The sequence below is a fragment of the Geodermatophilus sp. URMC 63 genome, from assembly GCF_053502565.1.
This window is the reverse complement of the sequence record NZ_CP199956.1, coordinates 4,282,522-4,307,891: the sequence shown is the minus strand read 5'-3', so window position 1 is coordinate 4,307,891 and position 25,370 is coordinate 4,282,522. Positions and strand designations below refer to the sequence as shown.

Genomic DNA, 25,370 nt, shown 5'->3' with positions numbered 1-25,370 from the left:
CCTCGCCGTCGGCCTCCTCGCCGCTCGCGGTACCCGCCGGCGGGGCGGCGCTCACACGTCCCGGCGGGTGAACGACAGCGCGGCCAGCCCGCCGATCAGCAGCAGCCACACGGCCACCCAGGCGAGGTAGCCGGCGCTCAGCGGGGCGACCCCGAGGAACGGGGAGCCCTCGAACCCGGCGCCGAGGGCGCCGAACGCCGTCGCGTCCTGGAACGCGTACATCGCGCCGCGCCACAGCCCGTCGGTGGGGAGCAGCACCCGCGAGACCGTGCCCACCTGCGCCACGCCGTCGTTGCCGACCACCTCACCGACGCTGCCGACCACGCCGGCCACCCAGGTCGCGCCGAACAGCCCGACCGCGACGATGCCCGAGGCCATCGGGGAGACGGCGGTGGACAGCAGCAGCGCGAGCGTCATCAGCACCGTCGTCTGCGCGGCGAGCAGCAGCAGCCCGACCACCGGGTCCGGCGGCCAGTAGCCGACCGTGATCTGCACGACGAGGAACTGCGCCAGCCCGGCCACGGCGACGAACCCGCTGCCGAAGGCCACCAGCCCCAGCCACTTGCCGAGCAGCACGGTGCTGCGGCGCACCGGCCGGGCCAGCACGGCCAGCGCCATGCCCGACTCCACCTCGCCCGACAGCGTGGGCCCGGCCAGGAACGCCGTCCCGAGCGCGGCGATCAGGCTCAGACCGAACATGACGAGGTTGAGCAGCTGGGAGGCGACCAGCCGCGCCTCGCCGCTGGTCAGCGCGCCGAACTCGGGGTCGACCGACGCCAGCTTGGCGAAGCCCCAGGCCGACAGTCCCAGCAGCGCCAGCGTGAGCACGCCCAGGGCGCGCAGCACCTTGCGGCGGGCCGCCTCGCGCAGCGTCAGCCCGGCGACCGTCAGGACGGTCACGGTCCCTCCTCGTGGCGCAGGATGCCCAGCAGCCGTTCCTCCAGGCTGATCCGCGCCGGCTCGACCGCGTGCACCCGCACGCCCAGGCCCACCAGGTCGGCGACCAGGCCGGGCACGACCGACCCGTCGTCGTCGGGGGGCAGCGCGACGGTGACCTCCTCGCCGTGGCGGGTGACCGCGCCGACCGCGGCCAGCCGGGCCTGCGCCGCGGCGGAGAGCCCACCCAGGCGCAGCCGCAGCTCCCGCCGGCCGAGCAGCTCGGCGAGCGTCCCGGAGGCGGCGACCCGGCCGCGGTCGAGGACGACCACCCGGTCGCAGACCCGCTCCACCTCGCCGATCAGGTGCGAGTTGAGCAGGACGGCCACGCCGCGCTCCCGCAGGGACAGCACGACGTCGCGGACGTCGGCCCGGCCCAGCGGGTCCAGCGCGCTGGTCGGCTCGTCGAGGACGACGAGCTCCGGGCGGGCGACCAGCGCCACGGCCATCCCCAGCCGCTGCTGCATGCCCTTGGAGAAGCCGCCCACCCGGTCGCGGGCGCGCTCGGCCAGCCCGACCAGCGCCAGGCACGCCCGCTGCTCGTCGTCCGGGACGCGGGCGCCGGCCAGCCGCACGTGCAGGGCCAGCACCTCCGCCGCGGTCAGCCACGGCTGGTAGCGGAAGAGCTCGGGCAGGTAGCCGACCCGCTCGCGGGCCCGCGGGTCGCGGGCCCGCCGGCCCAGCAGCAGCACCTCGCCGGCGTCCGGGCGCACCAGCCCGAGCAGCATCTTGATGACGCTGGTCTTGCCCGCACCGTTGGGCCCGAGCAGCCCGAGGACCTCGCCGCGGCCCACCGCGAAGGAGACGCCGTCGACGGCGGTCCGCCGTCCGTACCGCTTGCGCAGCCCGCTGCACCACACCGCCGGGGAGGGCGGCAGCCCGGCGAGCAGCTCCTCCCCGGCGGGGGCGGCGGTGCCGGTGCTCACCCCAGCGCCCGGGCGACGGCGAGGACCTCGTCCTCGTCCAGCGAGCCGGCGACCCCGGTGACCACCCCGTCGGTGACCCAGACGACGCCGGTCATCGTGCCGTCGCGGGAGGCCAGGACGGTGGCCTCGTGCCCGCCGACGTCCGCGGTGGACGACGTGGCGAACTCCGCCGGGACCGGCAGCGGCAGCGTGGTGCCGTCGCCGGCGAAGCCCCGCAGCTGCTCCGCCAGCTCCTCCGGCAGCCCCGGCAGCGACAGCAGGTAGTCGCGGGCGGTCTCGAACGGCACCCCGGAGGAGTACGCGGTGGGCGCGGTCACCCGGGCGACGACGAGGGCGGGCACGCCGCGCGCCTCCGACCACACCGCGGCCACGCCCGGGCCGGCGCGCAGCTGGAAGACGCTGCCGTCGAGCCCGGCCGGCGGGGGCGGCAGCGTCTCGCCGGCCGCGGCGGCCGCCTGGGCGGCCCGGTCGGCGGAGAAGGTGAACTCCGCGACCGCCTGGTCGCCCACCGTGTAGGCCGGCTCGCCGGTCACCCCGGCGGGGAGGGAGGCGACCTGCGGCACGTCCAGCCCGGTCGCGGCCTGCGCGGCCGCGGCGTCGGGCACCTCGCGGACGTCGGGGTCGGTGACCAGCTGCAGGTCGCCGTAGGCGGACAGGTCGGGCAGCCCGACCAGGTCGGCGGTGGTGACCGGGACCGCCGCGACCTCCTCGGTGCGGAAGACCTGCAGCCAGTCGCCGGCGGCCGCCGCGCCGGCGCCGCCCAGGACGAGGGCGACGCCGAGGGCCGCGGCGACGGGACTGCGGACCGCCCGGCGCCAGCGCCCGGCGCGGGCGGGTGCCGGAGCCCGGCCCCGGGCGTCGGCGGCGGCGGTCGCGGAGAACCGCCGCCAGGCCAGGTCGACGTCGGGGGCCGGCGGCGCCGAGAGGGCCGCGCCGGCGGCCGCGGCGTCCGCGCGGGCGGCGGCCAGGCCGCGCAGGCACTCCGGGCAGCCGGCGACGTGCGCGCGGTCGTCGTCGGGGACGCCGGCCGGCTCGTCGAGCAGGCGGCGCAGCGTGCCGTCAGTGGGGTGACGCATCAGGGGTCAACTCCTCGCGAAGGGCGGACTCGGCGCGTCGCACGGTCGTGCCGACGCTGCCGGGGGAGAGGTCGAGGGCGGCCGCCACGTCGGCGTAGCTCAGGCCGCTGTGGCGCAGGACGAGCGCGACGGCCTGCCGCCGGGGCAGCCGGGCGAGCGCGGCCCGCACGCGGCTGCGCTCCTCGCGGACGACGACGGTGTCGGCGACGTCGGGGGCCAGCGGCTCCCGGCCCGCCCCGGCGTGGGCGGCCTCCTCCCGCGCCGCGCGGCGGCGGCCCGAGCGGAGGTGGTTGAGCGCGGTGTGGGCGGCGGCGACCGCCAGCCAGCCCGGCGCCTCCGCGGTCGGCACCGACGAGCGCGCCCAGGAGAGGAACACCTCCTGGGCGACGTCCTCCGCCTCGTCGCGCGAGCCGAGCACGCGGGCGGCGACGGCGACCACCCGGGGGTAGCCGTCGCGGAAGACCTGCTCGAGGTCTGCCCGGGGGGCGCCGTCCCTGCCTGCCACGGCCCCGTCCCTCCGCTCGGCGCGCCCCGGCGCGGTCCCGCGCACGCCGGGGGTCCTCAGGGCCACGGGTACCTGCCTGACGACGTCCACATCCCTACAGCACCGCCGCGTCCGCGGATGTGACACACACCCGCGCGGTGCGCACGGCGCTCGTCCGGGACCCTGACAGCACCGACCCCGGCCGGTACCGTCGGCCCCGTGACCGTCCCACGGGAGCTGGACTCCCCGACCGGTCTGCTGCCGGGGGACCACGTCTGCTGGACCTTTCCCGACGCGGCCGGGCTCGCGGCCGCGGTGGTGCCCTTCCTCGACGAGGGACGCCGCCTCGGCGAGCAGTTGCTGCTCGTCGGCGCGTCCCGGCCGGTCCTGCTCACCGCGACCGACGGGCTGCCCGGCCGCGACGAGCTGCTGGACAGCGGGCAGTTGCAGCTGCGCACCCTCGAGGACGCCTACGCCGCCGGCGGAGAGCTGGTCCCCGCCGAGCAGGTTCGGCGCTACCGCGACACGGTGCGGGCGGCCCTCGACGGCGGGCGCAGCGGCCTGCGGGTGGCCGCGGACATCAGCGCGCTGGCCGCCGCCGGGCGGCCCGCCCTCCGGCAGCTGCACGCCTACGAGCAGCTCGCCGACGTGCTCGTGGACGAGGTCCCGATGACCGCGCTGTGCCTCTACGACGCCGCGGCGGGCCACGACGTGCTCGGCCCGGTCGCCGTCCTGCACCCGGCGCAGCACCTGGGCGGGCGCGAGCCGCTGGCGCACCTGTCCGGGCGGGGGACGACCCTGGCGCTGCACGGGGAGGTCGACCGGACCGAGGCCGCGCACGTGGCCACCGCGCTGACCGACGTCGCCGGCGGCACTCCCGGCGAGCTGGTGCTCGACCTCACCGACCTGCGCTTCCTCGACGTCGCCGGCGCCCGCGCGCTCGAGGGCGCGGTGCGCGAGCTGGCCGCGCGGGGGACCCGGGTGCGGATGACCGGGGCGCGGCGGGCGGTCCTGCGGTGCCTCGACCTCTTCGGCCTGGACCTCTTCGGCCTGGAGGCCGAGGGGGCGTGAGGACGGTGCGCCCGACGGGGGACTGGAACGGCACGGGCCTGGCCCACGAGGGGTTCGTCTTCGCCGCCGACGCCGAGCTCGTCGACCGGGTGGTGCCCTTCGTGGACGAGGGGCTCCGCCGCGGGGAGCCGGTGCTCGTGGTCGCCGGCGAGCGGGTCCGGTCGCTGCTCGCCGAGCAGCTGGGTGACGACCTCGGCCGGCTGACGACCTTCGCGTCCGCGGAGACCTGGTGGCGGGGCGGGCACGCCACGCTGCAGGCCTACGACCGCGAGCTGCGCGCGCTGCGGGCCCGCGCGCCGCGCTGGCGGCTGGCCGCCGAGCCGGTGTGGTCCGCCCACGACCACGACGGCCGGGGGTGGAGCCGCTTCGAGGCGGTGGCCAACCGCTGCTACGGCGCGCTGCCGTACTACAGCCTGTGCCTGCACGACGCGCAGCGGCTGCCGGCCGCGACCCTCGCCGCCGTGGCCCGCACGCACCCGCTCACCTGGGACGGGAGCGCGCCGGCACCGCAGCCGGCCTACGCCGACCCGGTGCGCTTCCTGCGCGAGGTGCAGCCGCCGTGGACGCCGCGCCCCGCCGACGCGGCCGTCCACGTGGTCACGACACCGGTGCAGGCGCGCCGCGCGATGAGCGCGGCGGTGCCGCCCGACCGGCGGGCCCGGCTCGGCGACGTCGTCCCGGCCGGCCACGAGCTGGTCACCAACGCTCTGCAGGTGGCGGCCTTCGCCGAGGTGGCCACCTGGACCGACGCGGACACCCTCGTCATCGAGGTCAGCGACGCCGGGCCGGGCCTGCCCGACGAGACGCTGGGCTTCGTGCCGCCCGCCACGGCCGAGGGGCCGCACGGGATGTGGCTGGCCTGGAGCTTGGCCGACGACGCCGCCGTGCGGTCCGGTCCGGCGGGCACCGCCGTCCGGCTGTTCTTCGGCCGCTGACCCGGGGCTCCTGACCCGGCGGGCGGAACCCGGCGGGGCTCAGTAGGACCGGGGGAGTCCCAGCACCTTGGTCGCGACGAAGGCCTTGACCATGTTGTTCGCCACGGGCGCGACCTGGTAGAGGCGGGTCTCGCGGAACTTGCGCTCGACGTCGTACTCGTCGACGAAGCCGTTGCCCCCGTGGGTGTCCAGCGCGGTGTTGGCCGCCGCCCAGCTGGCCTCGGAGGCCAGGTGCTTGGCCATGTTGGCCTCGGCGCCGCAGGGCTCGCCGGCGTCGAAGAGCCGGGCGGCCTCGTAGCGCATCAGGTCGGCGGCGCGGACCTCCATGTAGGCGTCGGCGATGGGGAACTGCACCCCCTGGTTGGCGCCGATCGGGCGGCCGAAGACCTCCCGCCCGGTGGCGTAGGCGACCGCCCGCTCGACGAACCAGTAGCCGTCGCCGATCGCCTCGGCCGCCAGCAGGATCCGCTCGGCGTTCCAGCCGTCGATGACGTACCGGAAGCCGGCGTCGACCTGGCCGACGACGTGGTCGGCCGGCACCCGCACGCCCCGGTAGGTGACCTGGTTGGTCGCGTAGTTGAACATCGTGCGCACCGGGGAGACCTCGAGGGTCCCGGGCTGCTCGGCGCGCACCTGCCGCAGGTCGAGGAGGAACAGGGTGAGCCCGCGGATCCGGTCGGCGGCCTTCTCGCTGGTGCGGGCCAGCACGAGGGCCAGGTCGGACTCCGCGATGCGGCTGGTCCAGTTCTTGTGCCCGCTGATGAGGAAGTCGTCGCCGTCGCGGGTGGCGGTGGTCTCGATGGCGGTGGTGTCGGAGCCGGCGGCGGACTCGGTGATCGAGAAGGCCTGCAGCCGCAGCTCGCCCGAGGCGATCGGCGGCAGGTAGGTGTCCTTGAGCGCCTGACTGCCGTGCCGCAGCAGGGCGCCCATCGTGTACATCTGCGCGTGACAGGCGGCGGAGTGCCCGCCGGAGCGGTTGATCTCCTCCATGACCACCGACGCCGCGGTCACGCCCAGCCCCGCGCCGCCGTACTCGGTGGGGACGAGGACCGACAGCAGGCCGGCCGCGGTGAGGGTGTCGACGAACTCCCGCGGGTAGCGGCGGTCGCGGTCGGTCTCGCGCCAGTAGGCGTCGGGGAACCCGGCACACAGCGCGCGGGTGCGGGCGCGCAGGTCGTCGAGGTCGGTGCCGGTGGTCGCGGTGTCGGGCACGGGGCCTCCTGGGGTCGTGGGGCGCTCGGGGGATCGGTCGGGCGCGGGGTCCGCCGGCCGTGCGGACGTGCCCGCGCCGCCGGGGGTCGGGACGACCGGCCACGCGCTCCCGCACGGGGACGGCGCCCGCTCGGCGGGGAACGGGACGTCGTCCACCGGCGGCGGTCCGCGGGCCGGAGCCGCACCCGCGCCGGCGCGCTCACGTCCGGGGCGGGGGGACCGGCTCCTCGATCCAGTTCCAGCTGTGGTGGCTGAAGAGGGTCTTGTTGCCCCTCGCGTCGTAGATCACGAGGTGGCCGGTGGCGGTGAAGCTGAACCGGGCGGCGTCGTCGAAGCGGATGACTTCGCCGTCGGCTCGGTGGAGGTCGAAGGCCATGTCCGGAGCCTGGCACGGCGGGTGGCGCGCGGCCCTCCGTACCAGCTCCCTCCCACCGCGGACGGGACCCGCCGGATCGGGGACCGGGATGGTCGACAGTCGACAGTTATGCTGCGGTCGAGCCTGGAGGTGTCGTGAGCGCCGAGCCGTTGTCGAGTCTGGACCGCAGCACGCTGCGCGAGCGCTCGCTCGAGGCGCTGCGGTCGGCCATCCTCTCGGGCCGGTACCGGCCGGGGGACCACCTCGGCGAGGTCGAGCTGGCCGGCTCGCTGGGTGTCAGCCGGGGCACGGTGCGCGAGGCGCTGCGGCACCTGCAGCAGGAGGGGCTGGTCACCGCCGGGACCCGCGGCATGCTGCGGGTCAACAGCCTGACCCCCGCCGAGGTCCACGAGCTGTTCCGGGTCCGCGCCGCGCTCGAGGGGCTGGCGGTCCGCGAGGTCATCGCCTCGCCCCGGCGGGCGTCGGCCGCGGAGGCGCTGCGGGCGGCCGTGGAACGGCTCTGCGACTCAGACGAGCCCGCCGCGCGGATGGCGGCGGACCTCGCCTTCCACCTGCTGCTCTGCCAGCTGTCGGGCAACTCCATGCTGGTCGAGGCCTGGCAGCGGCTCGAGGGCCGGATGCGCGTGGCCATCCTCAACGGCGCGGCCCTGCAGGCGCCGATGATGAGCCGCGACCGGCACGTCCCGATCGTCGAGGCCATCGAGCGCGGGGACGTCGAGGCCGCCGTGCAGGTCGTCGACGAGCACATGGCCGGTGCCGCGGACCACTTCGCCCGGGCCTCCTCCTCCTCCTGAGCAAGGACCCCCTGCTCCCCACCGCTCGCGAGCTCGCGGCGGGACCCGGGACGGGGCCGACCGTCCTCCGCGCCTCCTCCCGCTGATCGCGGCGACCCCTGCAGGAGTCGCCCCCCTCCTGGCCGCCGCCCTCACCTGCGCGGACGCAGCTCCCGGGAGGTGACCCTTGACACCGTGACCCGCACCACCCACTCTAGTCGCCAGTTGACTGTCAACAGTTGACGCTCAACGGGGATCCGACGCACACCCGGCCATTGGAGGTCACCGTGACCGAGCGGCATCCACCCGTCCGCGATCCACATCTCGAGGACGTCGCCAGCTGGCACCCGATCGAGGGCACACCGACGAAGAAGAAGGTCGCCGTCGGCTGCTCCGTCGGGGCGACGATCGAGACCTACGACTTCATCGGCTTCGGCATCGCGGCCGCGCTGTACTTCAACACCGCCTTCTTCCCCGCCGAGGACCCGCTGTCGGGCACGCTGCTGTCCTTCGCCACGCTGGGCATCGGCTTCGCGGTGCGCCCGCTCGGCGGGATCATCGGCGGCTACCTCGGCGACCGGATCGGCCGCAAGCCGGTCCTCGTCGGCTCCCTGCTGCTCATGGGCATCGCGACGGTCCTCATCGGCGCCCTGCCGACCTACGAGCAGGTCGGCATCTGGGCCGGGATCCTGCTGGTGGTCGTGCGGGTCGTGCAGGGCCTGGCGTTCGGTGCCGAGTGGGGCGGCGCGATCCTCATGTGCTTCGAGCACGCCCCCTGGCGGAAGAAGGGCCTCTACACCGGCATCACCCAGGCCGGCTTCCCGGTCGGGCTGCTGCTGGCCAACCTCGCCTTCCTCGCCAGCGTCCCGCTGGGCGGCTCCTGGGCGTGGCGGGTGCCGTTCCTGCTCAGCGCCGTCCTGATCGTCGTGGGCATCGTCATCCGGCTCAAGGTCGAGGAGTCCCCGGAGTTCGAGGAGCTCAAGGAGGAGGGCGAGATCTCCGAGAACCCGCTCCTCGAGGTGCTCCGCGACGACTGGCGCAACATCCTGCGGGCCTTCTGCCTGCGGATCACCGAGACCGCCGGCTACGCGGTGTCGGTCACGTTCATGCTGTCCTACATCGCCACCGAGGGGCTGGCCGACCGGCCGGTCACCCTCACCGCGACGATGATCGCCGCCGGGATCGGCATCGTCGCCACCACCTGCTGGGGCGCGCTCACCGACCGGATCGGGCGGCGCCCGGTCTACCTCCTGGGCACCGGCCTGCACCTGCTGTGGGGCATCCCGCTGTTCCTGGTGGTCAACACCGGCGCCGCGGTGGCGATCGTCGTCGCGTTCGTCGTCAGCTACGCCGTCCTGCAGAACATGCTGGCCGGGGTGCAGGGCGCCTGGTTCTCCGAGCTCTTCGCCACCAAGACCCGCACCACGGGCGCCTCGCTGGCCTACCAGCTCTCGGCCGTCGTCTCCGGCTTCACCCCGCTGATCACCACCGCGCTCTACGCCGGGTACGGCTGGATCGGCCCGGCGCTGCTGTTCAGCGGCTACGGCCTGCTGGGTCTGGTCGCCGCGCTGCTGACCCGCGAGACCTGGGGGCCGGCCGAGCGCGAGGAGGTCGCCGCCCTGGAGCGCAGCCTCCGGACGCCGTCCGCCGTCCCCACCCCCCGTCCCGCGACGTCCGAGCGCCGGCCGACGGCCGACTCGACGACCGACTGACCCGAGGAGGAGCACCTCATGACCTCGCTGAGCACACCCCAGGTGGCACCCCGCACCGACGACCGCGCCGAGCGGATCGAGCGGATCCGCCAGGCCGCGTACCGGATCCGCCGCAACGCCCTCGACATGGGGGAGGTGCAGGGGCAGGGCTACATCGGCCAGGCGCTGGGCGTGGCCGACGTCCTCGCCGTCGTCTACACCGATCAGCTGCGGTACCGCCCGGAGGACCCGCACTGGCGCGACCGGGACCGCTTCCTGCTCTCCATCGGCCACTACGCCATCGCCCTCTACGCCGCGCTGGCCGAGGCCGGCACCCTCCCGGCCGAGGAACTGGAGACCTACGGCTCCGACGACTCGCGCCTGCCGATGTCGGCCATGGCCTCCTACACCCCGGGCGTGGAGATCTCCGGCGGCTCGCTCGGCCACGGGCTCGCCGTGGCCACCGGGATGGCCCTCGGGCTGCGCCACCAGGGCAACGGGGCGCGGGTGGTCGACCTGCTCTCCGACGGCGAGCTGGACGAGGGCTCGACCTGGGAGGCCGCGATGGCCTGCGCCCACCACGGACTGGAGAACGTCACCGCGATCGTCGACGTCAACGCGCTGCAGGCCGACGGCCCCACCGCCGGCGTGCTGCGCACCGAGCCGGTGACCGACAAGTGGCGCGCCTTCGGCTGGCACGCCGTCCGCGTCGACGGCAACGACGTCGCCGCACTCGTCGACGCCTTCGACGAGGTGCGCGAGCACCGCGGCTCGCCCTCGGTCGTCATCTGCGACACCCGGATCGGCCGCGGCGTGCCGCTGCTGGAGAACCGCGAGAAGGCCCACTTCATGCGGGTGGAGGAGCACGAGTGGCAGATCGCCCGCGACCAGCTGCAGGAAGGACTGACCCGATGACCGGCACGGCCCCCCGCAAGAAGCTCACCACCTCGGCGATGATCGCCTCGTTCGCCGACCCCGGTCAGCGCACGACCAGCGCACCGTTCGGCCACGCCCTCGACCGGCTGGCCGAGGAGCGGCCCGAGATCGTCGGGCTGTCGGCCGACCTCGCCAAGTACACCGACATGCACGTCTTCCGCGACGCCCACCCGGACCGCTTCTTCCAGATGGGCATGGCCGAGCAGTCGCTGCTCGGGACGGCGGCCGGGATGGCGGAGGTCGGGCTGGTGCCCTTCGCCTCCACCTACTCGGTGTTCGCCACCCGGCGGGCCTACGACTTCCTCTGCCTGGACATCGCCGAGCCGAACCTCAACGTCAACGTCGTCGGCGCCCTGCCCGGCCTCACCACCGGCTACGGGCCCAGCCACCAGGCCACCGAGGACCTCGCGATCCTCCGCGGCTGCCCGAACCTCAGCATCGTCGACCCCTGCGACTCCGTCGACATCGAGCAGGCCGTGCCGGCGCTGGCCGACGCACCCGGCCCCACCTACCTGCGGCTGCTGCGCGGCGCGGTGCCCACGGTGCTCGACGAGTACGACTACCGCTTCGAGCTCGGGAAGGCCGCCGAGCTGCGCACCGGGCGGGACGTCGTCCTCATCTCCACCGGGCTGATGACCATGCGGGCGCTGCAGGCCGCGGCCCGGCTCGAGGCCGACCACGTCGACGTCGCCGTGCTGCACGTGCCGACGATCAAGCCGCTGGACACCGAGGCGGTGCTGCGGGCCGCCCGCACCGACCGGCTCGTGGTCACGCTGGAGAACCACACCGTGGTCGGCGGGCTCGCCGAGTCCGTCGCCTCGACGCTCGCCTTCGCCGGGGCCGGCACCCGCGTGGTGCCGATCGCGCTGCCCGACGAGTTCCTCGCCGCCGGTGCGCTGCCCACCTTGCACGACCGCTACGGCCTGTCCACCGACGCCGTCGTCGCCCGGGTCCGCGCCGAGCTCGGCGGCGCCACCGGGCAGCGCCCGGCCGCCGACCCGTCCGATGCGCTCGCCGTCGACCCCGCCCCCGCCACCGCCTGACCCCCACCCCTCGACCCACTCTGGAGGACACCGTGTCCGTCTCCGACAAGACCGCCGTCGTCACCGGCGCCGGCTCCAAGCGCGGCATCGGCCGCGCCACCGCCCACACCCTGGCCGTCGCCGGCTGGAACGTCGCCGTCCTGGACCTCGACGAGGCCAGCGCCAAGGACGCCGCCCACGAGGTGGCCGACCGCAACGGCGTCCAGGCCGTCGGCATCGGCTGCGACGTCACCGACGAGGCCTCCGTGGACGCCGCCCTCGGCGTCCTCGCCGGCGCCCTGCCCCCCGTCGGTGCCCTGGTCAACAACGCCGGCATCACCTCGCCCACGCCGTTCCTCGAGGTCAGCGGCGAGGAGTGGGACCGCATCTTCGCGGTCAACATCCGCGGCGCGTTCAACGTGACCCGCCGCCTGGCGCCCGGCATGGCCGAGCGCGGCTTCGGCCGGATCGTCTTCCTCTCCTCGGTCTCGGCCGAGCGCGGCGGCGGCGTCTTCGGCGGGGTGGCCTACTCCGCCGCCAAGGCCGGCCAGCTCGGCTTCACCCGGGCCCTGGCCCGCGAGCTCGGCCCGCACGGCGTGACGGTCAACGCCGTCGCGCCCGGGCTGATCGACACCGACATCACCGGCGGCGCGCTGGAGGGCGAGCGCAAGACCCAGCTGGTCGCAGGCATCCCCGTCGGCCGCAACGGCCGGGTCGCCGACGTCGCCGACCTGATCACCTTCCTGTGCCGCGAGGAGACCGGCTACGTCACCGGGGCCACCTACGACGTCAACGGCGGCTCGCACATCCACTGACGGCCATCCACCGGCGGCCGACGCGACGCGACAGGGGGTCGTGCCCGGGGGGACCCGGGCACGACCCCCTGTCGCGTCCTGCTGCCTCAGCGGGCCGCGGTGGCCGTCCGGGCGCGCTCCTGCTCGGCGACGAAGGCGCGGAAGACCGGGTAGATCTCGGCCTCCCAGCGCTTCCCGGCGAAGACGCCGTAGTGGCCGGCGCCCTCCTGCAGGTGGTGCCGGTGGCGCTCCGGGGGGATCCCGGTGCACAGCCCGTGCGCCGCCTCGGTCTGCCCCGGCGAGCACATGTCGTCCTGGGCACCCTCGACGGTGAGCAGGGCGGTGTCGGTGATGGCCGCCGGGTCCACCCGCTGGCCGCGCCAGGTGAAGACGCCGCGGGGCAGGTCGTGCTCCATGAACACGCGCTGCAGCGTCTCGAGGTAGAACTCGGCCGGCACGTCCATCACCGCGCCGTACTCGTCGTAGAAGGCGCGCGTGGTCGCGGCCGCGGCCTCGTCGCCGGCGACCATCGCCCGGTACATCCGCAGGTGGGCGCCCACGTGCCGGCGCGGGTTCATCGACATGAACGCCGTCAGCTGGGTGACCCCGGGGTAGACGCGGCGGCCGGCGCCGGCGTGGCGGGCCGGGACCGTGGTGGTGAGCAGCCGCTCGAAGCGCGACAGCGAGTGCCGGCCGGCGTTGAGGTTGACCCGGTTGGGGTTGACCCGGGTGTCGATGGGCCCGGCCATCAGCGTGACGCTGCGGGGCTGGGCGGGATCGTCGGCGGCGGCCAGCACGGCGACCGCGGCCAGCACCAGCGGCGCCGGCTGGCACACGGCCATGACGTGCGTGTCGCGGCCCAGCAGCCGCAGCGCCTGCAGGACGTGGTCGACGTACTCGTCGAGCCCGAACCGGCCCGCCGATACCGGGACGTCGCGGGCGTTGTGCCAGTCGACGACGTACACGTCGTGGTCGGCCAGCAGCGTGCGCACGGTGGGCCGTAGCAGCGTGGTGAAGTGCCCGGAGATCGGCCCCACCACCAGTACCTGCGGCTGGCCGGTGACCCCGGGCTTGGCGAAGTGCAGGACGTCGGCGAACGGCGTCGACAGCGCCGACCCCACGACCACCTCGGCCGGCCGGCCGTCGACCTCCACCGCGTCGATGCCCCAGTCGGGGCGGACGTGGGTGGGCCGGGCCTCGGCCACGATCCGGCAGGCGGCCCGCAGCCGGCGGGGACCGGGCAGCCCGGCCAGCGGGGTCGGCAGTGCCTCCAGGGCCCGCACGGTCAGCGCTGACGACGTCCGGGCCGGAGCGGTCAGCCGCTGCTGCCACTCGTAGGCGGTGTAGAGCACAGGTCGGTCCCCTCGATCGCGCGGGCGTGTGGCCCGCGCCACACCTACCCGACGGTAACCGACGGTTCCGCACCCGGCCTGCGCAGACCCCTCGTCGGCGCGGCGCGCCGGCGGGGAGGCCCGGGCGGATCACCCGGCGAGACCGGCGTACGTCGTCCGCAGCTCCCGCTTGAGGATCTTGCCGCTGGCGTTCTTGGGCAGGGCGTCGGCGACGGCGACGTAGCGCGGCGTCTTGAACCCGGCCAGCCGCTCGCGGCAGAAGGCGATCAGCTCCGCGGTGTCCACCGTCTGCCCGTCCCGCGGCACCACCACCGCGGCCACGGCCTCGATCCAGCGCTCGTGGGGGATGCTGAAGACGGCGGTCTCGGCCACCGCGGGGTGGCTGTAGAGGACCTCCTCGACCTCGCGGCTGGCCACGTTCTCGCCGCCGGTCTTGATCACGTCCTTCTTGCGGTCGACGACGGTGATGTAGCCGTCCTCGTCCGCGACGCCGAGGTCGCCGCTGTGGAACCAGCCGCCCCGGAAGGCCTCCGCGGTCTTCTCCGGGTCGTTCCAGTAGCCGGCGGTGGCGTGCGGGCTGCGGTGCACGATCTCGCCCTCGACGCCGGGGCCCACCGGCCGGTCGAGGTCGTCGACGACGCGGGTCTCGGCGTTGATGCAGGCCGTGCCGGCCGATCCCGGCTTGCGCAGCTGGTCCTCCGGGGGGAGGACCAGGGCGAGCGCGGACATCTCCGTCTGCCCGTAGAAGTTGAACAGCGCCATCCCCGGCAGCCGGCGGCGCAGCTCCTCGACGACGGCGACGGGCATGATCGACGCGCCGTAGTAGCCCTTGGCCAGCGAGGACAGGTCCCGCCGGTCGAAGTCGGGGGAGCGCAGCAGCCCGATCCACACCGTCGGCGGGCAGAACAGGCTGGTGATCCCCTCGCGCTCGATCGTCTCCAGCACCGTGGCCGGGTCGGGCCCGTCGAGGACGACGTTGGTGCCGCCGAGGTAGAGGTTCGGGTTGAGGAAGCAGTGCTGCGCGGCGACGTGGAACAGCGGCAGCGCGTGCAGGGCGACGTCGTCGGCGCCGTAGCGGCCGTCGACGATGCAGCTCACGTACTGGGTGACGAGGCTGCGGCTGGTCATCATCACGCCCTTGGGCCGCGACTCGGTGCCGCTGGTGTACATCAGCTGCAGGACGTCGTCGTCGGCGACCGGCACGTCCGGTGGCGTGGCGTCGGCGTGCGCCGTCCACGTCTCGACCGGCTCCCAGCCCTCCGGCACCGACCCGCCGCTGCCGAGCACGCCGCGCACCCGCACGTCCCGGTCCCGCCCGGACAGCTCCAGCGCCTCCCGGGCCACCGGCAGCAGCGCGGACTCCACGACCACGCCGGTCGCCCCGGAGTGCTCGAGGATGTAGGCCACCTCGCCGGCCTGCAGCATGAAGTTGACCGGGACGGCGATCGCGCCCAGCCGCGCCAGGGCGAAGGTGAGCGCCACGTAGCCGTCGTCGTTGTGCGAGAGCAGCGCCACCCGGTCGCCCCGGGCCACGCCCCGCGCGGTCAGCGCGTTCGCCGTGCGGTCGACGACCGCGTCCAGCTCGGCGTAGGTGTGGGACCGCTCGCGGTAGCGCAGGGCCGTCTTCCCCGGGGTGCGGGCCGCCGAGCGGCGCAGCAGGTCGCCCAGGGCGTGCCGGCGGGACCGGGCGATCGTGGCGGTCAGGTCCTCGTCGAACACGGTCGTCCCTTCCTCCTGTGGCCCGCTGCGGTCGCACCGGGACGCTCCCGCGTGACCCGGGGCACAAGCTAGTGGGACCTCCGGCCCGCCCGGGAGCTCCGTTCCCCCGTTCGGCGGAGCGACCACGACCGCGCTGGTGCCCGGACGCGCGGGTCCCGCGCGCCGGCAGCACGGCCGCGCACTCCGCGCCACGGTCGCGACACCCGCCGCCGCGGGATGGCGGACGGTCCGGGTCCGTATCACCGGCAGATCACGGTTCCGCGTCCTCACCCACCCGTGGCTGACCAGCCGCTTATCGTTCCGCCGCATGTGGTCCCCGTCACCCCAGGTCAGCCCGTGCTGACCGTCGACTCGCTGCAGGTCACCTACGGCGGTGCGGTCGAGGCCGTCCGCGGCGTGTCCATGGAGGTGCCCGACGGTGCCGTGGTCGCCGTCCTCGGCAGCAACGGCGCCGGCAAGAGCACCCTGCTGCGCACCGTGTCCGGGACGCTGCGCCTGCACCGCGGCCGCGTCGACGCCGGCACGGTGCGCTTCGGCGATCTCGACCTCACCCGCCGCGACCCCGGCCAGATCGTGCGGGCCGGCGTCGTCCAGGTACCCGAGGGGCGGCGCGTCTTCGGCCGGCTCACGGTCGAGGAGAACCTGCGCGCCGGCGGGATGGGCAACCGCGACCGGTCGGCCAAGGCCGCGGCCGTCGCCCGCGTGCACGACCTCTTCCCGGTGCTGCGCGAGCGGGCCTCCCAGCGGGCCGGGCTCCTGTCGGGCGGCGAGCAGCAGATGCTCGCCATCGGCCGCGCCCTGATGGCCAGCCCGCGGCTGCTGCTGCTCGACGAGCCCTCCCTCGGCCTGGCGCCGCGCGTCATCGGCCAGATCGGCGAGGTGGTCGCCGAGATCAACCGCCAGGGCACCTCGGTGCTGCTCGTCGAGCAGAACGCCACCATGGCCCTCGGCGTCGCCGACCGCGCCTACGTCCTCGACGTCGGCCGGGTGTCGCTGTCCGGCGACGCCCGGGAGCTGGCCCGCACCGACGAGGTGCAGCGGCTCTACCTCGGGCACACCGGCGCCGCACCCGAGCAGCGGACCGGCCAGGCGCCGCGCCGCACGCTGTCGCGGTGGTCGGCGTGAGCGGCCCGCAGGTGGCCGACGGCGGGGTCCGGTCCGACGTCCCGCCGGTCGAGGTCGAGCACGTCAGCGTCGCCTTCGGCGCGATCAGGGCGCTCAACGACGTCTCGTTCACCGTGGCGCCGGGCTCGATCCACGCCGTCATCGGCCCCAACGGCGCCGGCAAGTCGACGCTGTTCAACGTCCTCTCCGGCGTCTACCGGGCCACCGAGGGGGAGGTGCGCTTCGGCGAGGCGCGCCTGAGCGCCATGCGGCCGTTCCAGATCGCCGGCGTCGGGGTGGCCCGCGCCTTCCAGAACATCGCGCTGTCCGGCGCGCAGACCGTCGCCGAGAACCTCATGCTCGGTCGCCACCACCTCACCAGGGCCGGCTTCCTGTCCTCCGGGCTGCGGCTGCCCCGGGCCACCCGGGAGGGGAAGGTGCACGGCGCGCGGATCCGGGAGATCGCGGAGTTCCTCGACCTCGGCGACAAGATGCACACCCCCGTGGGCGTGCTCTCCTACGGCGACCAGAAACGGGTCGAGGTGGCCCGGGCGCTGTGCATCGAGCCGCGGCTGCTGCTGCTCGACGAGCCGGTGGCCGGCATGAACGCCCAGGAGACCGTCCGGATGGCCGACGCGATCCGGGAGATCCGCGCCGGCCTGGGCATCTCGGTCATCCTCGTCGAGCACGACATGGGGATGGTGATGTCCCTGGCCGACCGGGTGACCGTCCTGGACTTCGGCCGCCGCATCGCCGACGGCACCCCGGCGGAGGTCCAGTCCGACCCCGAGGTCATCCGCGCCTACCTCGGCTCGGGCATCGAGGACACTCCCGCCGACGCGGTCGCCGCCCATCCCACCGAGGCCACGGGGAGCCCGTCGTGACCCAGTTCCTGTCCCTGCTGCTCAACGGCATCTCGCTGGGCGCCATCTACGCGCTCATCGCGCTCGGCTTCGTGATCATCTTCAAGGCCAGCGAGGTCGTCAGCTTCACCCACGGCTCGCTGCTGCTGCTCGGCGCCTACACCATCGCCCGGACGTCGGACAGCCTCGGCTTCCTCCCCGCGGTGCTGGCCGGCATCCTCGTCACGGCGCTCGCCGCGTTCCTCGTCGAGCGGTTCATCATCAACCGGCTCCGCGGCGCCCCGGTGATCAGCCTGGCCATCGTCACCATCGGCGTCGACATCATCCTGCTCACCGAGCTCATCCGGCGGATCGGCCCGGACATCCTCAACGTGCCGCACCCGTGGGGCGGCGAGTCGGTGCGCATCGGCGGCATCGGCATCAGCGAGAACCGGCTGATCGCGATGGGCGTCGCCGCGGTGCTCATCGTCGCGTTCTTCGCCGCCTTCAAGTACTCCAGCTGGGGCGTGGCCATGCGCGCGTCGGCCGAGGACGGCGAGGCCGCGGCGCTCATGGGCATCCGCCAGGGCCGGGTCTCCGCGCTGGCCTGGGTGGTCGCCGGCGTCCTCGCCGCCGTCGCCGCGCTGTTCCTCGTCGGCGCCCCCACCCCCGGGGTGAGCGCGGCGGCCTACACCGTCGCGCTGCGCGCCTTCCCCGCCGCGATCCTCGGCGGGCTGGACTCCACCGGCGGCGCCCTGGTGGGCGGGCTGCTCATCGGCATCACCGAGGCGCTCGCGGCCGGCTACCAGGACCAGCTGTCCTTCCTGGGCCGCGGTTTCGGCGAGGTCGCCCCCTACGTCGTGATGATCATCGTGCTGCTGGTCCGCCCGTCCGGCCTGTTCGGGACCAAGGAGCTGACCCGTGTCTGAGACCCTCTCCGCGCCGGCCGGCGCCTCCCGCGCCCCGGCCGCGGCCGCGGCGTCCCGGCCGCGGCGCTCGCCGCTGTGGTTCCTGCGGCCGCTGCTGCTCCTCGCGCTCCTGGTCGTGCTGCTGGTCCTCCCGCTCTACGTCGAGGAGTTCTGGCTGCGCACTGGCTTCGCCGTCGCCGGGGCGATCGTGGGCGCGATCGGCCTGAACCTGCTGGTCGGCACCACCGGGCAGCTGTCGCTGGCGCACGCGTTCTTCCTCGCGGTCGGAGCGGTCAGCTACACGTACGTCTCCGGTGAGTCCGGCGGCCTGGGCACGCGGGCGGCGCTGCGCGGGCTCGAGCTGCCGCCGGTCGTCGGCATGGTCGTCGGCGTCCTGCTCGCCGGCCTGGCCGGTCTGCTGTTCAGCCCGATCGCGGCCCGGCTGCGCGGCATCTACCTCGGCGTCGCCTCGCTGGGCCTGGTGTTCATCGGCGTGCACGTGCTCAACACCTGGACGCCGGTCACCGGTGGCTTCAACGGCCGCTCGGTGCCGGAGTTCTCGCTGTTCGGGTTCAGCTTCGGCAACGACGACCCGCAGCTCTACGTCCTCGGCGTCCCCTTCCGGGAGGCCGAGCGGCTCTGGTACCTCGGCCTCGTCCTGGCCCTGGCCGCCTACCTCTTCGCCCGCAACCTGCTGCGCAGCCGGCCGGGCCGGGCGCTGCAGACCCTGCGCGACAGCGAGGTGGCCGCCTCGGTCATGGGCGTCAACGTGCAGGCCTACAAGGCCCGGGTGTTCCTCGTCAGCTCGATGTACGCCGGGCTCGCCGGCGTGATGTACGCGCTGTCGATCGGCAGCATCGCGCCGGAGTCCTTCGGCCTGACCGTGTCGATCCTCTACCTGGCGATGATCGTGCTGGGCGGGCTGGGCTCGGTCGCCGGCGCGGCGCTCGGCGCGGCCTTCGTCACCGCCCTGCCGCTGGTGTTACAGCAGTTCGCCGACGTGCTGCCGCTGGTCAGCGCCCCCGGCGAGGGCGGCATCAACGCCGGCATCGCCGCCCGCTACCTCTTCGGCCTGGCGATCGTCCTCGTCGTCCTCTTCGAGCCCGGCGGCCTGGCCGGGTTCGCCAACCGCTTCCGCCGCCGGGGTCGCAGACCCGGCCGCGGATCCCCGAGCGCCTCCGCGGCCTCGGGACCGAGCACCACCGTCCCCGACCCGTCCGATCCACCAGCGCAAGGGAGCAGCACCACATGAGAGCAGGAATGCGTCTACGGGGGGCCACCGTCCTGGCCGCTGCGGTCGTCGTCGCGGTCAGCGGCTGCAGCACCAAGGCACCGGACAGCGGCGGCAGCAGCGGCGGCGGGGGAGGTGGCGAGGGGGACGTCGCCACCGACGTCGGCGTCGAGGGCACCACCATCCGGCTCGGTGTGCTCACCGACCTGACCGGCGTCTTCGCGGCGCTGGGCACCGACATCACCAACGGCAACACGCTGTACTGGCAGGACAACCAGGTCTGCGACACCTACGACGTCGAGCTCGACGTCCAGGACACGACCTACGCGCCGCAGACCGGTGTGCAGCTGTACTCCGGCATGGAGCCCAACATCCTCGCCATGCAGCAGACGATCGGCTCGCCGATCAACACCGCGCTGGCCGCGGACTACGAGAGCGACCAGATCGTCAACTTCCCGTCGGCCTGGGCCCGCACGCTCACCGAGATCCCGGGCACCGGCGTCCTGGGCGCCACCTACGACGTCGAGATCGCCAACGGCTACCAGTACCTGTTCGACCAGGGCCTGCTCAAGGACGGCGACAAGGTCGGGCACATCTACTTCGAGGGCGAGTACGGCGAGAACGGCCTCGCCGGCACCCGCGCGGTGGCCGAGGCCCGCGGCCTGGAGGTGGTCGAGGCGCAGATCAAGTCCAGCGACCAGGACATGTCCGCCCAGGTCACCCAGTTCGCCGCCGAGGGCGTCAAGGCGATCGTCCTGACCGTCGCCCCGGCGCAGACCGCCTCGGTGGCCGCGGTGGCCCAGGCCCAGGGCCTCGACGTGCCGATCCTGGGCAACAACCCGGTGTTCGCGCCGGGCCTGCTGCAGGGCCCCTCGGCGCAGTGGCTCAAGGACCACCTGTACGTGTCCTCGCCGATCACCTCGTGGGACTCCCAGCCCGACCTGCTGCAGGAGTACCAGGCGGCCTACCCGAACACGACGCCGAGCCTGGGCGCGATCTTCGGGTACGCCATGGGTGACGTCATGAAGCAGGTGCTCGACTCGGCCTGCGACGACGGAGACCTGACCCGCGAGGGCGTGCTCAACGCCTTCAACGACCTCTCCGACGTCGACACCGGCGGGTTGCTGGTGCCGATCAACGGGTTCGAGAGCGGGGTGTCGCCGAGCACGCAGAGCATCGTCCTGCGGCCGGCCGACGTCCCCGGCGGCGCCGAGGTCGTCCAGGAGGCCTTCGAGGGCGAGCTGGCGAGCGACCTGGCCGGCTGATCCACCGACCGGCGCCCCCGCCCCACCCGGGAGGGGGCGCCGGTCGCGTGTCCGGGCCGGCTCAGCGGGCCGGGCGGAGGGCGACCATCAGCCCGATCTCGCCGTCCTGCAGCACCGCGTCGTCCTGGTCGAGCAGGGCGAGGCGCCGCCGGAGGATGCCGGCGTCGCCCCGGCTGGTGAGCCGGGTGTCGAGGACCTCGACCCGGCACCGCACGGTGTCGCCGATCCGCAGCGGCCGTCGGAACCGCCAGTCGTCGATGCCCAGCAGCGCGATCGAGCAGCCCTCGAACACCCCGATCCGGGAGGTCAGCCCCAGCGCCACCGACAGCCCGAGGACGCCGTGCGCGATCCGCTCGCCGTAGCGGCCGGAGGCGGCGGAGACGGCGTCGGTGTGCACGGGGTTGGTGTCCCAGCTCCAGCCGGCGAAGGTCACCACGTCGGTCTCGGTCACCGTGCGCGCCTGGCTGAGGAACACCTGCCCGGCGGAGAAGTCCTCGAACCAGTGGGTCACCCGCGCCACCTCCCTCGGGTCACGGCTCCCGGACGCGGACGAGCACCCGCCCGACCGCGCGCCGCTCGTCCAGATCCCGGATCGCCCGGGCGGTCTCCTCCAGGGGGTGCACCGCCCCGATCGGCGGGTCGACCACCCCGGACTCCAGCAGCGGCAGCAGCTCGCGCCAGTGCTGCCGGGGGAGGTCGGGCTCGGCCCGCCAGAACTCCGCCGAGGCCGCCCCGACCACGGTGGTGTTGGACGAGAGCAACCGGTCCACCCCGACCGTGGGGATCGCGCCGCCGGTGAAGCCGAGCACGAGCAGCCGGCCCTCGGGGGCCAGCGCGCGCAGCGAGTCGGGGGCGCGGTCCCCGCCGACGGGGTCGACGACGACGTCCACGCCCCGGCCGCCGGTCAGCCGGCGGACCTCCTCGAGGAAGCCGTCGGCCGGCACCACCTCGTGCGCGCCGCAGGCCCGCGCGACCGCGCCGCGCGCGGGCCTGGACACCACCGCCACCACCCGCGCCCCGGCGACCGCGGCGAGCCGGCAGGCGGCGCCGCCCAGGCCCCCGGCGGCGCCGTGCACCAGGACGGTCTCGCCCCGCTGCAGCCGGGCGCGGCGGGAGAACGCGAGGTGCATCGTCAGGTGGTTGAGGGGCACCGCTGCCGCGGCGTCGAGGGACACCGTGCCCGGCAGCGGGAAGACCATGGCGGCGTCGACGGCGACGGTCTCGGCGAAGCCGCCGAGGGTGGGCAGCGCCGCCACGCGGTCACCGGTCCGGAAGCCGCCGGCGTCCGCGCGGACGACGCCGCTGACCTCCCAGCCCGGGACGAACGGCAGCGGCGGCCGCAGCTGGTACTGCCCGCGGGTCTGCAGCACGTCCGGGAAGACGACCCCGGCGGCGTGGACGTCGACGAGCACCTGGCCCGGGGCCGGCTCGGGCTCCGGCACGTCCCGGACCTCGACGGCGTCCGGGCCGGTCAGGGCGGTGACCACCGCGGCGCGCACGGGACCACCATGCCGCCTCCGGAGCCGGTCGGCGCGCTCTGGGCCCCTGACGGGACGGCGGCGTGTGCACGGGTCGCGGTCGTCGGCCCGCCGGGCCGCGGCGTGTGCACACCCCGCGGCCCCGGCCGGTCCGGCCCCGCCGCGCCCGGAGGGTCAGGCGGCCAGCGGGTGGTGGTGGCAGCGGCCACCGGAGGAGGGACGTGCCGCGCAGGGCGCACCGGCCCGGGTCCGGCCGCCGCTGTCCCCGCACCGGGCCGGCGCGGCCGGCTGCTCCGGGCGCGCGGCAGCCGGGGCAGCCGGGGCGGCCGGCGCCGGGCGCGCGGCGGGGGCCGGCCGGGTGAAGGGGAGGACGACGGCGTCGCGGTCCGGGACCGCCACGGCGCCGGGACCGGGGACGGCGGTGACGGTCGGTGCGGTGACGGTCGGTGCGGTGACAGTCGGTGCGGTGACGGCCGGTGCGGTGACGGCCGGCGCGCCGCGACGGGCGGCGACCCGGCGCAGGGCCGCCGAGGCGGTCACGCCGGCGGTGAAGGCAGCGAGGGCGGTGGCGACGTGGGTGGCGACGTGGCTGGAGCGCATGCCCGTCTCATCGGCAGTCCGGGGCCCGAGTGGAACGGCCCGGTCTGCCAGCACGTTCGCGGTGCCCCCCGGTCCGGCGCGTGCCACGCTGGCCTCCCGGACGTCCGCCTCCCCGTACCAGCCCCGTGACCCCACCGGGCGCCCGGTCACACGGAACGAGGCCCGCCCTTGGACGTCGTCGAGCTCTCGCGGTTCCAGTTCGCGTCGACGAGCATCTTCCACTTCTTCTTCGTCTCGCTGACCGTCGGCCTGGCGTTCCTCATCGCGGTGATGGAGACGATCGCCCACGTCCGCGCCGACCGGCGCGAGGTCTACGGGAAGATGACCAACTTCTTCGGTCACCTGTTCCTCATCAACTTCGCCGTGGGCGTCGTCACCGGGATCGTGCAGGAGTTCCAGTTCGGGATGAACTGGAGCGAGTACTCCGACTTCGTCGGCAACATCTTCGGCGTCCCGCTGGCTCTCGAGGTGCTCATGGCGTTCTTCCTCGAGAGCACCTTCATCGGGCTGTGGTGGTTCGGCAAGGACCGGCTGCGGCCCTGGATGCGGCTGGGCAGCATCTGGCTGGTCGCGATCGGCACGCAGATCAGCGCCTTCTGGATCGTGCTGGCCAACGCCTGGATGCACCACCCCGTCGGGTACGAGGTGGTCGACGGGCAGGCCCGGCTCACCGACTTCGCCGCCGTGGTCTTCAACTACAAGGCCTGGCTGTACTTCGCCCACGTGCAGGGCAGCGCCTGGGTGGTCGCCGGGTTCTTCGTCCTCGGCATCAGCGCCTTCCACCTGCTGCGCCGGCAGGACACCGACGTCTACGCCCGGTCGCTGCGCGTCGGGCTCGTCTTCGCCGCCATCGGCACCGTCTTCTCCATCGTCAGCGGCCACACCGAGGCCCAGGTCGCCCGCGAGGACCAGCCGATGAAGTTCGCCGCGATGGAGGCGCAGTGGGAGACGTCGGACTCACCGGCGCCCTGGTCGCTGATCGCCTTCATCGACGAGGACAAGCAGGAGAACTCCTTCAACATCGAGATCCCCATCGTCGGGTCGGTGCTGGCCTACAACAGCCTCGAGGGCCGCTACGAGGGACTCATCCCGCTCAACGAGCAGTACCAGGAGGCCTACGGCGAGGGGGACTACATCCCGCCGGTCACCTGGGTGTACTGGTCGTTCCGGATCATGGTCGCCATCGGGTCGCTGCTGCTGGCCACGGCGTTCCTCGGGCTGTTCCTCTGGTGGCGGCGACGGCAGGGGCTGGACACCACCCGCTGGTACCTGCGGGCGCTGGTGCTGTTCATCCCGCTGCCCTGGATCGCCAACTTCACCGGCTGGATGGTCACCGAGATGGGTCGCCAGCCCTTCATGGTCTACGGCGAGCTCACCACCACCGAGGGCGTCAGCGCCAACAGCCCCGGCGAGGTGCTCGCCGGCCTGATCGGCCTGTGGGCGGTGTACCTCGCGCTCATCGGCCTGGACATCTACCTGCTCAGCGTCACCGCCCGGGCCGGCATCCACCGCAAGCCGGAGGCGCAGTTGGTGGCCGCGCCGGCCCCGGACTACGAGAGCGTCGGGCACCAGGGGTACGAGAGGAGGAACTGACGGTGGACCTCGTCACGCTCTGGTTCTGGTTGATCGCGTTCACCTTCACCCTCTACTTCTTCCTGGAGGGCTTCGACTTCGGCGTCGACGTCCTGCGGCCCACGCTGGCCCGGACGGAGGCCGAGGAGCGGGCGCTCACCGGCACGATCGGGCCGTTCTGGGACGGCAACGAGGTGTGGGTCATCGCCGCCGCCGGGCTGATGTTCTCCACGTTCCCCGTCTGGTACGGCGCGGTGTTCAGCGGCATGTACCCGCTGTTCGTGCTGATCCTGCTGGCCCTGCTGCTGCGCGGGGTCTCCTTCGAGTACCGCAACCAGGTCGACAGCAAGCGGTGGCGCGACTTCTGGGACTGGATGTCCTTCGCCGGCAGCGTCGTCCCCTCGTTCCTGTGGGGCGTCATCATGGCCAAGATCATCGAGGGGCTGCCGGTGGGCCGGGAGGGCCGCGTGCAGGGCGGCTTCGCCGAGATGTTCACCCCGTTCTCCGTGGTCGGCGGCCTCTCGACGCTGCTGCTGTTCACGCTGCACGGCGCGAACTTCCTGCTGCTGCGCCTGCACCGGGACACCGTCCTCTACAACCGCGCGCGGACGGCGGCGCTGCGGTGGGGGGCGCTGGCGACGGTGGCGATCGTGGCGTTCGTCGTCATGGGCTACGTGACCGAGGACCTCTTCGAGGACTTCGGGTTCGCCTCCTGGCTCTTCCCGGTCGCGGCCTTCCTGACGCTGGCCACCATCTGGCTGGCGCTGTCGCGCCGCCGGGACACGCTGGCCTTCACGATGAGCGGCCTGACCGTCCTGTTCGCCACGGTCACGGTGTTCATCGCGCTGTTCACCCGCGGCGAGGTGCTGCCCTCGACCATCGACCCGGACTTCGGCCTGACGCTGGAGGAGTCGGCCAGCCAGCACTACACCCTGGTGCTGATGACCTGGGTCGGCGGGATCTTCCTGCCGCTGATCATCGGCTACCAGATCTGGAACTACTACGTCTTCCGGGAGCGGGTCCGCCCCGACGAGGGCGCCCTCACCCACGGCTACTGAGGGGCACCG

25 protein-coding genes are annotated in these 25,370 nt (G+C 74.4%); 14 read left to right on the top strand and 11 right to left on the bottom strand.

The features are described from left to right. Positions 1–51: 51 nt before the first annotated feature. The 4 genes from ACWIZO_RS20995 to ACWIZO_RS20980 are packed head-to-tail and all read right to left on the bottom strand — an operon-like array spanning position 52 to position 3,443. The gene (locus tag ACWIZO_RS20995) at positions 52–900 is read right to left on the bottom strand and encodes an ABC transporter permease (protein WP_448639562.1); all 849 of its coding nucleotides are present in this window, start codon (positions 898–900) and stop codon (positions 52–54) included. Next, positions 897–1,862, bottom strand: coding sequence for an ABC transporter ATP-binding protein (locus tag ACWIZO_RS20990; RefSeq protein WP_448639561.1), 966 nt, complete (start codon positions 1,860–1,862; stop codon positions 897–899). Before ACWIZO_RS20990 ends, ACWIZO_RS20995 begins: the two co-directional genes overlap by 4 nt. Next, on the bottom strand, positions 1,859–2,938 hold the full coding sequence (locus ACWIZO_RS20985) for a hypothetical protein (RefSeq protein ID WP_448639560.1): 1,080 nt from the start codon (positions 2,936–2,938) through the stop codon (positions 1,859–1,861). Before ACWIZO_RS20985 ends, ACWIZO_RS20990 begins: the two co-directional genes overlap by 4 nt. Continuing rightward, entirely contained in the window at positions 2,922–3,443 is a 522-nt protein-coding gene (locus tag ACWIZO_RS20980) for a sigma-70 family RNA polymerase sigma factor (protein ID WP_448639559.1), read from the bottom strand. The genes ACWIZO_RS20985 and ACWIZO_RS20980 overlap by 17 nt, the downstream gene beginning before the upstream one ends. A 198-nt stretch (positions 3,444–3,641) precedes the next feature. On the opposite strand from ACWIZO_RS20980, the gene ACWIZO_RS20975 reads away from it, so the two are divergent. Both ACWIZO_RS20975 and ACWIZO_RS20970 read left to right on the top strand, forming a co-directional pair. After that, positions 3,642–4,493: an MEDS domain-containing protein gene (locus ACWIZO_RS20975; RefSeq protein ID WP_448639558.1), complete on the top strand. Its 852-nt coding sequence runs from the start codon at positions 3,642–3,644 to the stop codon at positions 4,491–4,493. Beyond that, on the top strand, positions 4,490–5,428 hold the full coding sequence (locus ACWIZO_RS20970; RefSeq protein ID WP_448639557.1) for an anti-sigma factor RsbA family regulatory protein: 939 nt from the start codon (positions 4,490–4,492) through the stop codon (positions 5,426–5,428). The genes ACWIZO_RS20975 and ACWIZO_RS20970 overlap by 4 nt, the downstream gene beginning before the upstream one ends. A gap of 39 nt (positions 5,429–5,467) precedes the next feature. Here ACWIZO_RS20970 and ACWIZO_RS20965 read toward each other — a convergent pair whose 3' ends face one another. Together ACWIZO_RS20965 and ACWIZO_RS20960 are read right to left on the bottom strand one after the other, a co-directional pair. Next, positions 5,468–6,640 carry an acyl-CoA dehydrogenase family protein gene (locus ACWIZO_RS20965; protein WP_448639556.1) on the bottom strand — a complete coding sequence of 391 codons (1,173 nt, stop codon included), beginning with the start codon at positions 6,638–6,640 and terminating at the stop codon, positions 5,468–5,470. A 199-nt stretch (positions 6,641–6,839) separates the two neighbouring features. After that, on the bottom strand, positions 6,840–7,016 hold the full coding sequence (locus ACWIZO_RS20960) for a hypothetical protein (protein ID WP_446760679.1): 177 nt from the start codon (positions 7,014–7,016) through the stop codon (positions 6,840–6,842). Positions 7,017–7,150: 134 nt separating this feature from the next. Here ACWIZO_RS20960 and ACWIZO_RS20955 point away from each other — a divergent pair, with 134 nt between their 5' ends. From ACWIZO_RS20955 to ACWIZO_RS20935, 5 genes are all read left to right on the top strand, one after another. Beyond that, positions 7,151–7,810 carry a GntR family transcriptional regulator gene (locus ACWIZO_RS20955; protein WP_448639555.1) on the top strand — a complete coding sequence of 220 codons (660 nt, stop codon included), beginning with the start codon at positions 7,151–7,153 and terminating at the stop codon, positions 7,808–7,810. A 266-nt stretch (positions 7,811–8,076) separates the two neighbouring features. Continuing rightward, positions 8,077–9,501 (top strand): MFS transporter, encoded by a 1,425-nt coding sequence (locus tag ACWIZO_RS20950; RefSeq protein ID WP_448639554.1) that lies wholly within the window; start codon positions 8,077–8,079, stop codon positions 9,499–9,501. A gap of 18 nt (positions 9,502–9,519) precedes the next feature. Continuing rightward, positions 9,520–10,395 (top strand): transketolase, encoded by an 876-nt coding sequence (locus ACWIZO_RS20945; protein WP_448639553.1) that lies wholly within the window; start codon positions 9,520–9,522, stop codon positions 10,393–10,395. After that, the gene (locus ACWIZO_RS20940; protein WP_448639552.1) at positions 10,392–11,459 is read left to right on the top strand and encodes a transketolase family protein; all 1,068 of its coding nucleotides are present in this window, start codon (positions 10,392–10,394) and stop codon (positions 11,457–11,459) included. Before ACWIZO_RS20945 ends, ACWIZO_RS20940 begins: the two co-directional genes overlap by 4 nt. Positions 11,460–11,491: 32 nt before the next feature. Then, a complete protein-coding gene (locus ACWIZO_RS20935; protein ID WP_448639551.1) occupies positions 11,492–12,253 on the top strand; it encodes an SDR family NAD(P)-dependent oxidoreductase in 762 nt (253 codons plus the stop codon). Positions 12,254–12,339: 86 nt separating this feature from the next. Here ACWIZO_RS20935 and phaZ read toward each other — a convergent pair whose 3' ends face one another. Beyond that, positions 12,340–13,584 carry a polyhydroxyalkanoate depolymerase gene (phaZ, locus tag ACWIZO_RS20930; protein WP_448639550.1) on the bottom strand — a complete coding sequence of 415 codons (1,245 nt, stop codon included), beginning with the start codon at positions 13,582–13,584 and terminating at the stop codon, positions 12,340–12,342. Between the two features lie 129 nt (positions 13,585–13,713). Then, complete coding sequence (locus tag ACWIZO_RS20925; protein ID WP_448639549.1) at positions 13,714–15,303, bottom strand: acyl-CoA synthetase; 1,590 nt, start codon at positions 15,301–15,303, stop codon at positions 13,714–13,716. Between the two features lie 336 nt (positions 15,304–15,639). Here ACWIZO_RS20925 and ACWIZO_RS20920 point away from each other — a divergent pair, with 336 nt between their 5' ends. The 5 genes from ACWIZO_RS20920 to ACWIZO_RS20900 are packed head-to-tail and all read left to right on the top strand — an operon-like array spanning position 15,640 to position 20,653. After that, the gene (locus tag ACWIZO_RS20920) at positions 15,640–16,428 is read left to right on the top strand and encodes an ABC transporter ATP-binding protein (RefSeq protein ID WP_448639548.1); all 789 of its coding nucleotides are present in this window, start codon (positions 15,640–15,642) and stop codon (positions 16,426–16,428) included. Next, entirely contained in the window at positions 16,425–17,291 is an 867-nt protein-coding gene (locus ACWIZO_RS20915; protein ID WP_448639547.1) for an ABC transporter ATP-binding protein, read from the top strand. The genes ACWIZO_RS20920 and ACWIZO_RS20915 overlap by 4 nt, the downstream gene beginning before the upstream one ends. Beyond that, complete coding sequence (locus tag ACWIZO_RS20910) at positions 17,288–18,178, top strand: branched-chain amino acid ABC transporter permease (RefSeq protein WP_446760669.1); 891 nt, start codon at positions 17,288–17,290, stop codon at positions 18,176–18,178. Before ACWIZO_RS20915 ends, ACWIZO_RS20910 begins: the two co-directional genes overlap by 4 nt. Further along, the gene (locus tag ACWIZO_RS20905; RefSeq protein ID WP_448639546.1) at positions 18,171–19,409 is read left to right on the top strand and encodes a branched-chain amino acid ABC transporter permease; all 1,239 of its coding nucleotides are present in this window, start codon (positions 18,171–18,173) and stop codon (positions 19,407–19,409) included. Before ACWIZO_RS20910 ends, ACWIZO_RS20905 begins: the two co-directional genes overlap by 8 nt. 8 nt (positions 19,410–19,417) lie before the next feature. Continuing rightward, on the top strand, positions 19,418–20,653 hold the full coding sequence (locus ACWIZO_RS20900) for an ABC transporter substrate-binding protein (protein ID WP_448639545.1): 1,236 nt from the start codon (positions 19,418–19,420) through the stop codon (positions 20,651–20,653). A 61-nt stretch (positions 20,654–20,714) separates the two neighbouring features. Here ACWIZO_RS20900 and ACWIZO_RS20895 read toward each other — a convergent pair whose 3' ends face one another. From ACWIZO_RS20895 to ACWIZO_RS20885, 3 genes are all read right to left on the bottom strand, one after another. Continuing rightward, the gene (locus tag ACWIZO_RS20895; RefSeq protein WP_448639544.1) at positions 20,715–21,164 is read right to left on the bottom strand and encodes a MaoC/PaaZ C-terminal domain-containing protein; all 450 of its coding nucleotides are present in this window, start codon (positions 21,162–21,164) and stop codon (positions 20,715–20,717) included. Positions 21,165–21,183: 19 nt separating this feature from the next. Continuing rightward, complete coding sequence (locus ACWIZO_RS20890; RefSeq protein WP_448639543.1) at positions 21,184–22,152, bottom strand: NADPH:quinone oxidoreductase family protein; 969 nt, start codon at positions 22,150–22,152, stop codon at positions 21,184–21,186. A 153-nt stretch (positions 22,153–22,305) separates the two neighbouring features. Beyond that, positions 22,306–22,731, bottom strand: coding sequence for a hypothetical protein (locus ACWIZO_RS20885; RefSeq protein ID WP_448639542.1), 426 nt, complete (start codon positions 22,729–22,731; stop codon positions 22,306–22,308). 168 nt (positions 22,732–22,899) lie between these two features. Here ACWIZO_RS20885 and ACWIZO_RS20880 point away from each other — a divergent pair, with 168 nt between their 5' ends. After that, positions 22,900–24,324 (top strand): cytochrome ubiquinol oxidase subunit I, encoded by a 1,425-nt coding sequence (locus tag ACWIZO_RS20880; protein ID WP_448639541.1) that lies wholly within the window; start codon positions 22,900–22,902, stop codon positions 24,322–24,324. Between the two features lie 2 nt (positions 24,325–24,326). Beyond that, a complete protein-coding gene (cydB, locus tag ACWIZO_RS20875; protein ID WP_448639540.1) occupies positions 24,327–25,361 on the top strand; it encodes a cytochrome d ubiquinol oxidase subunit II in 1,035 nt (344 codons plus the stop codon). Positions 25,362–25,370 lie beyond the last annotated feature (9 nt).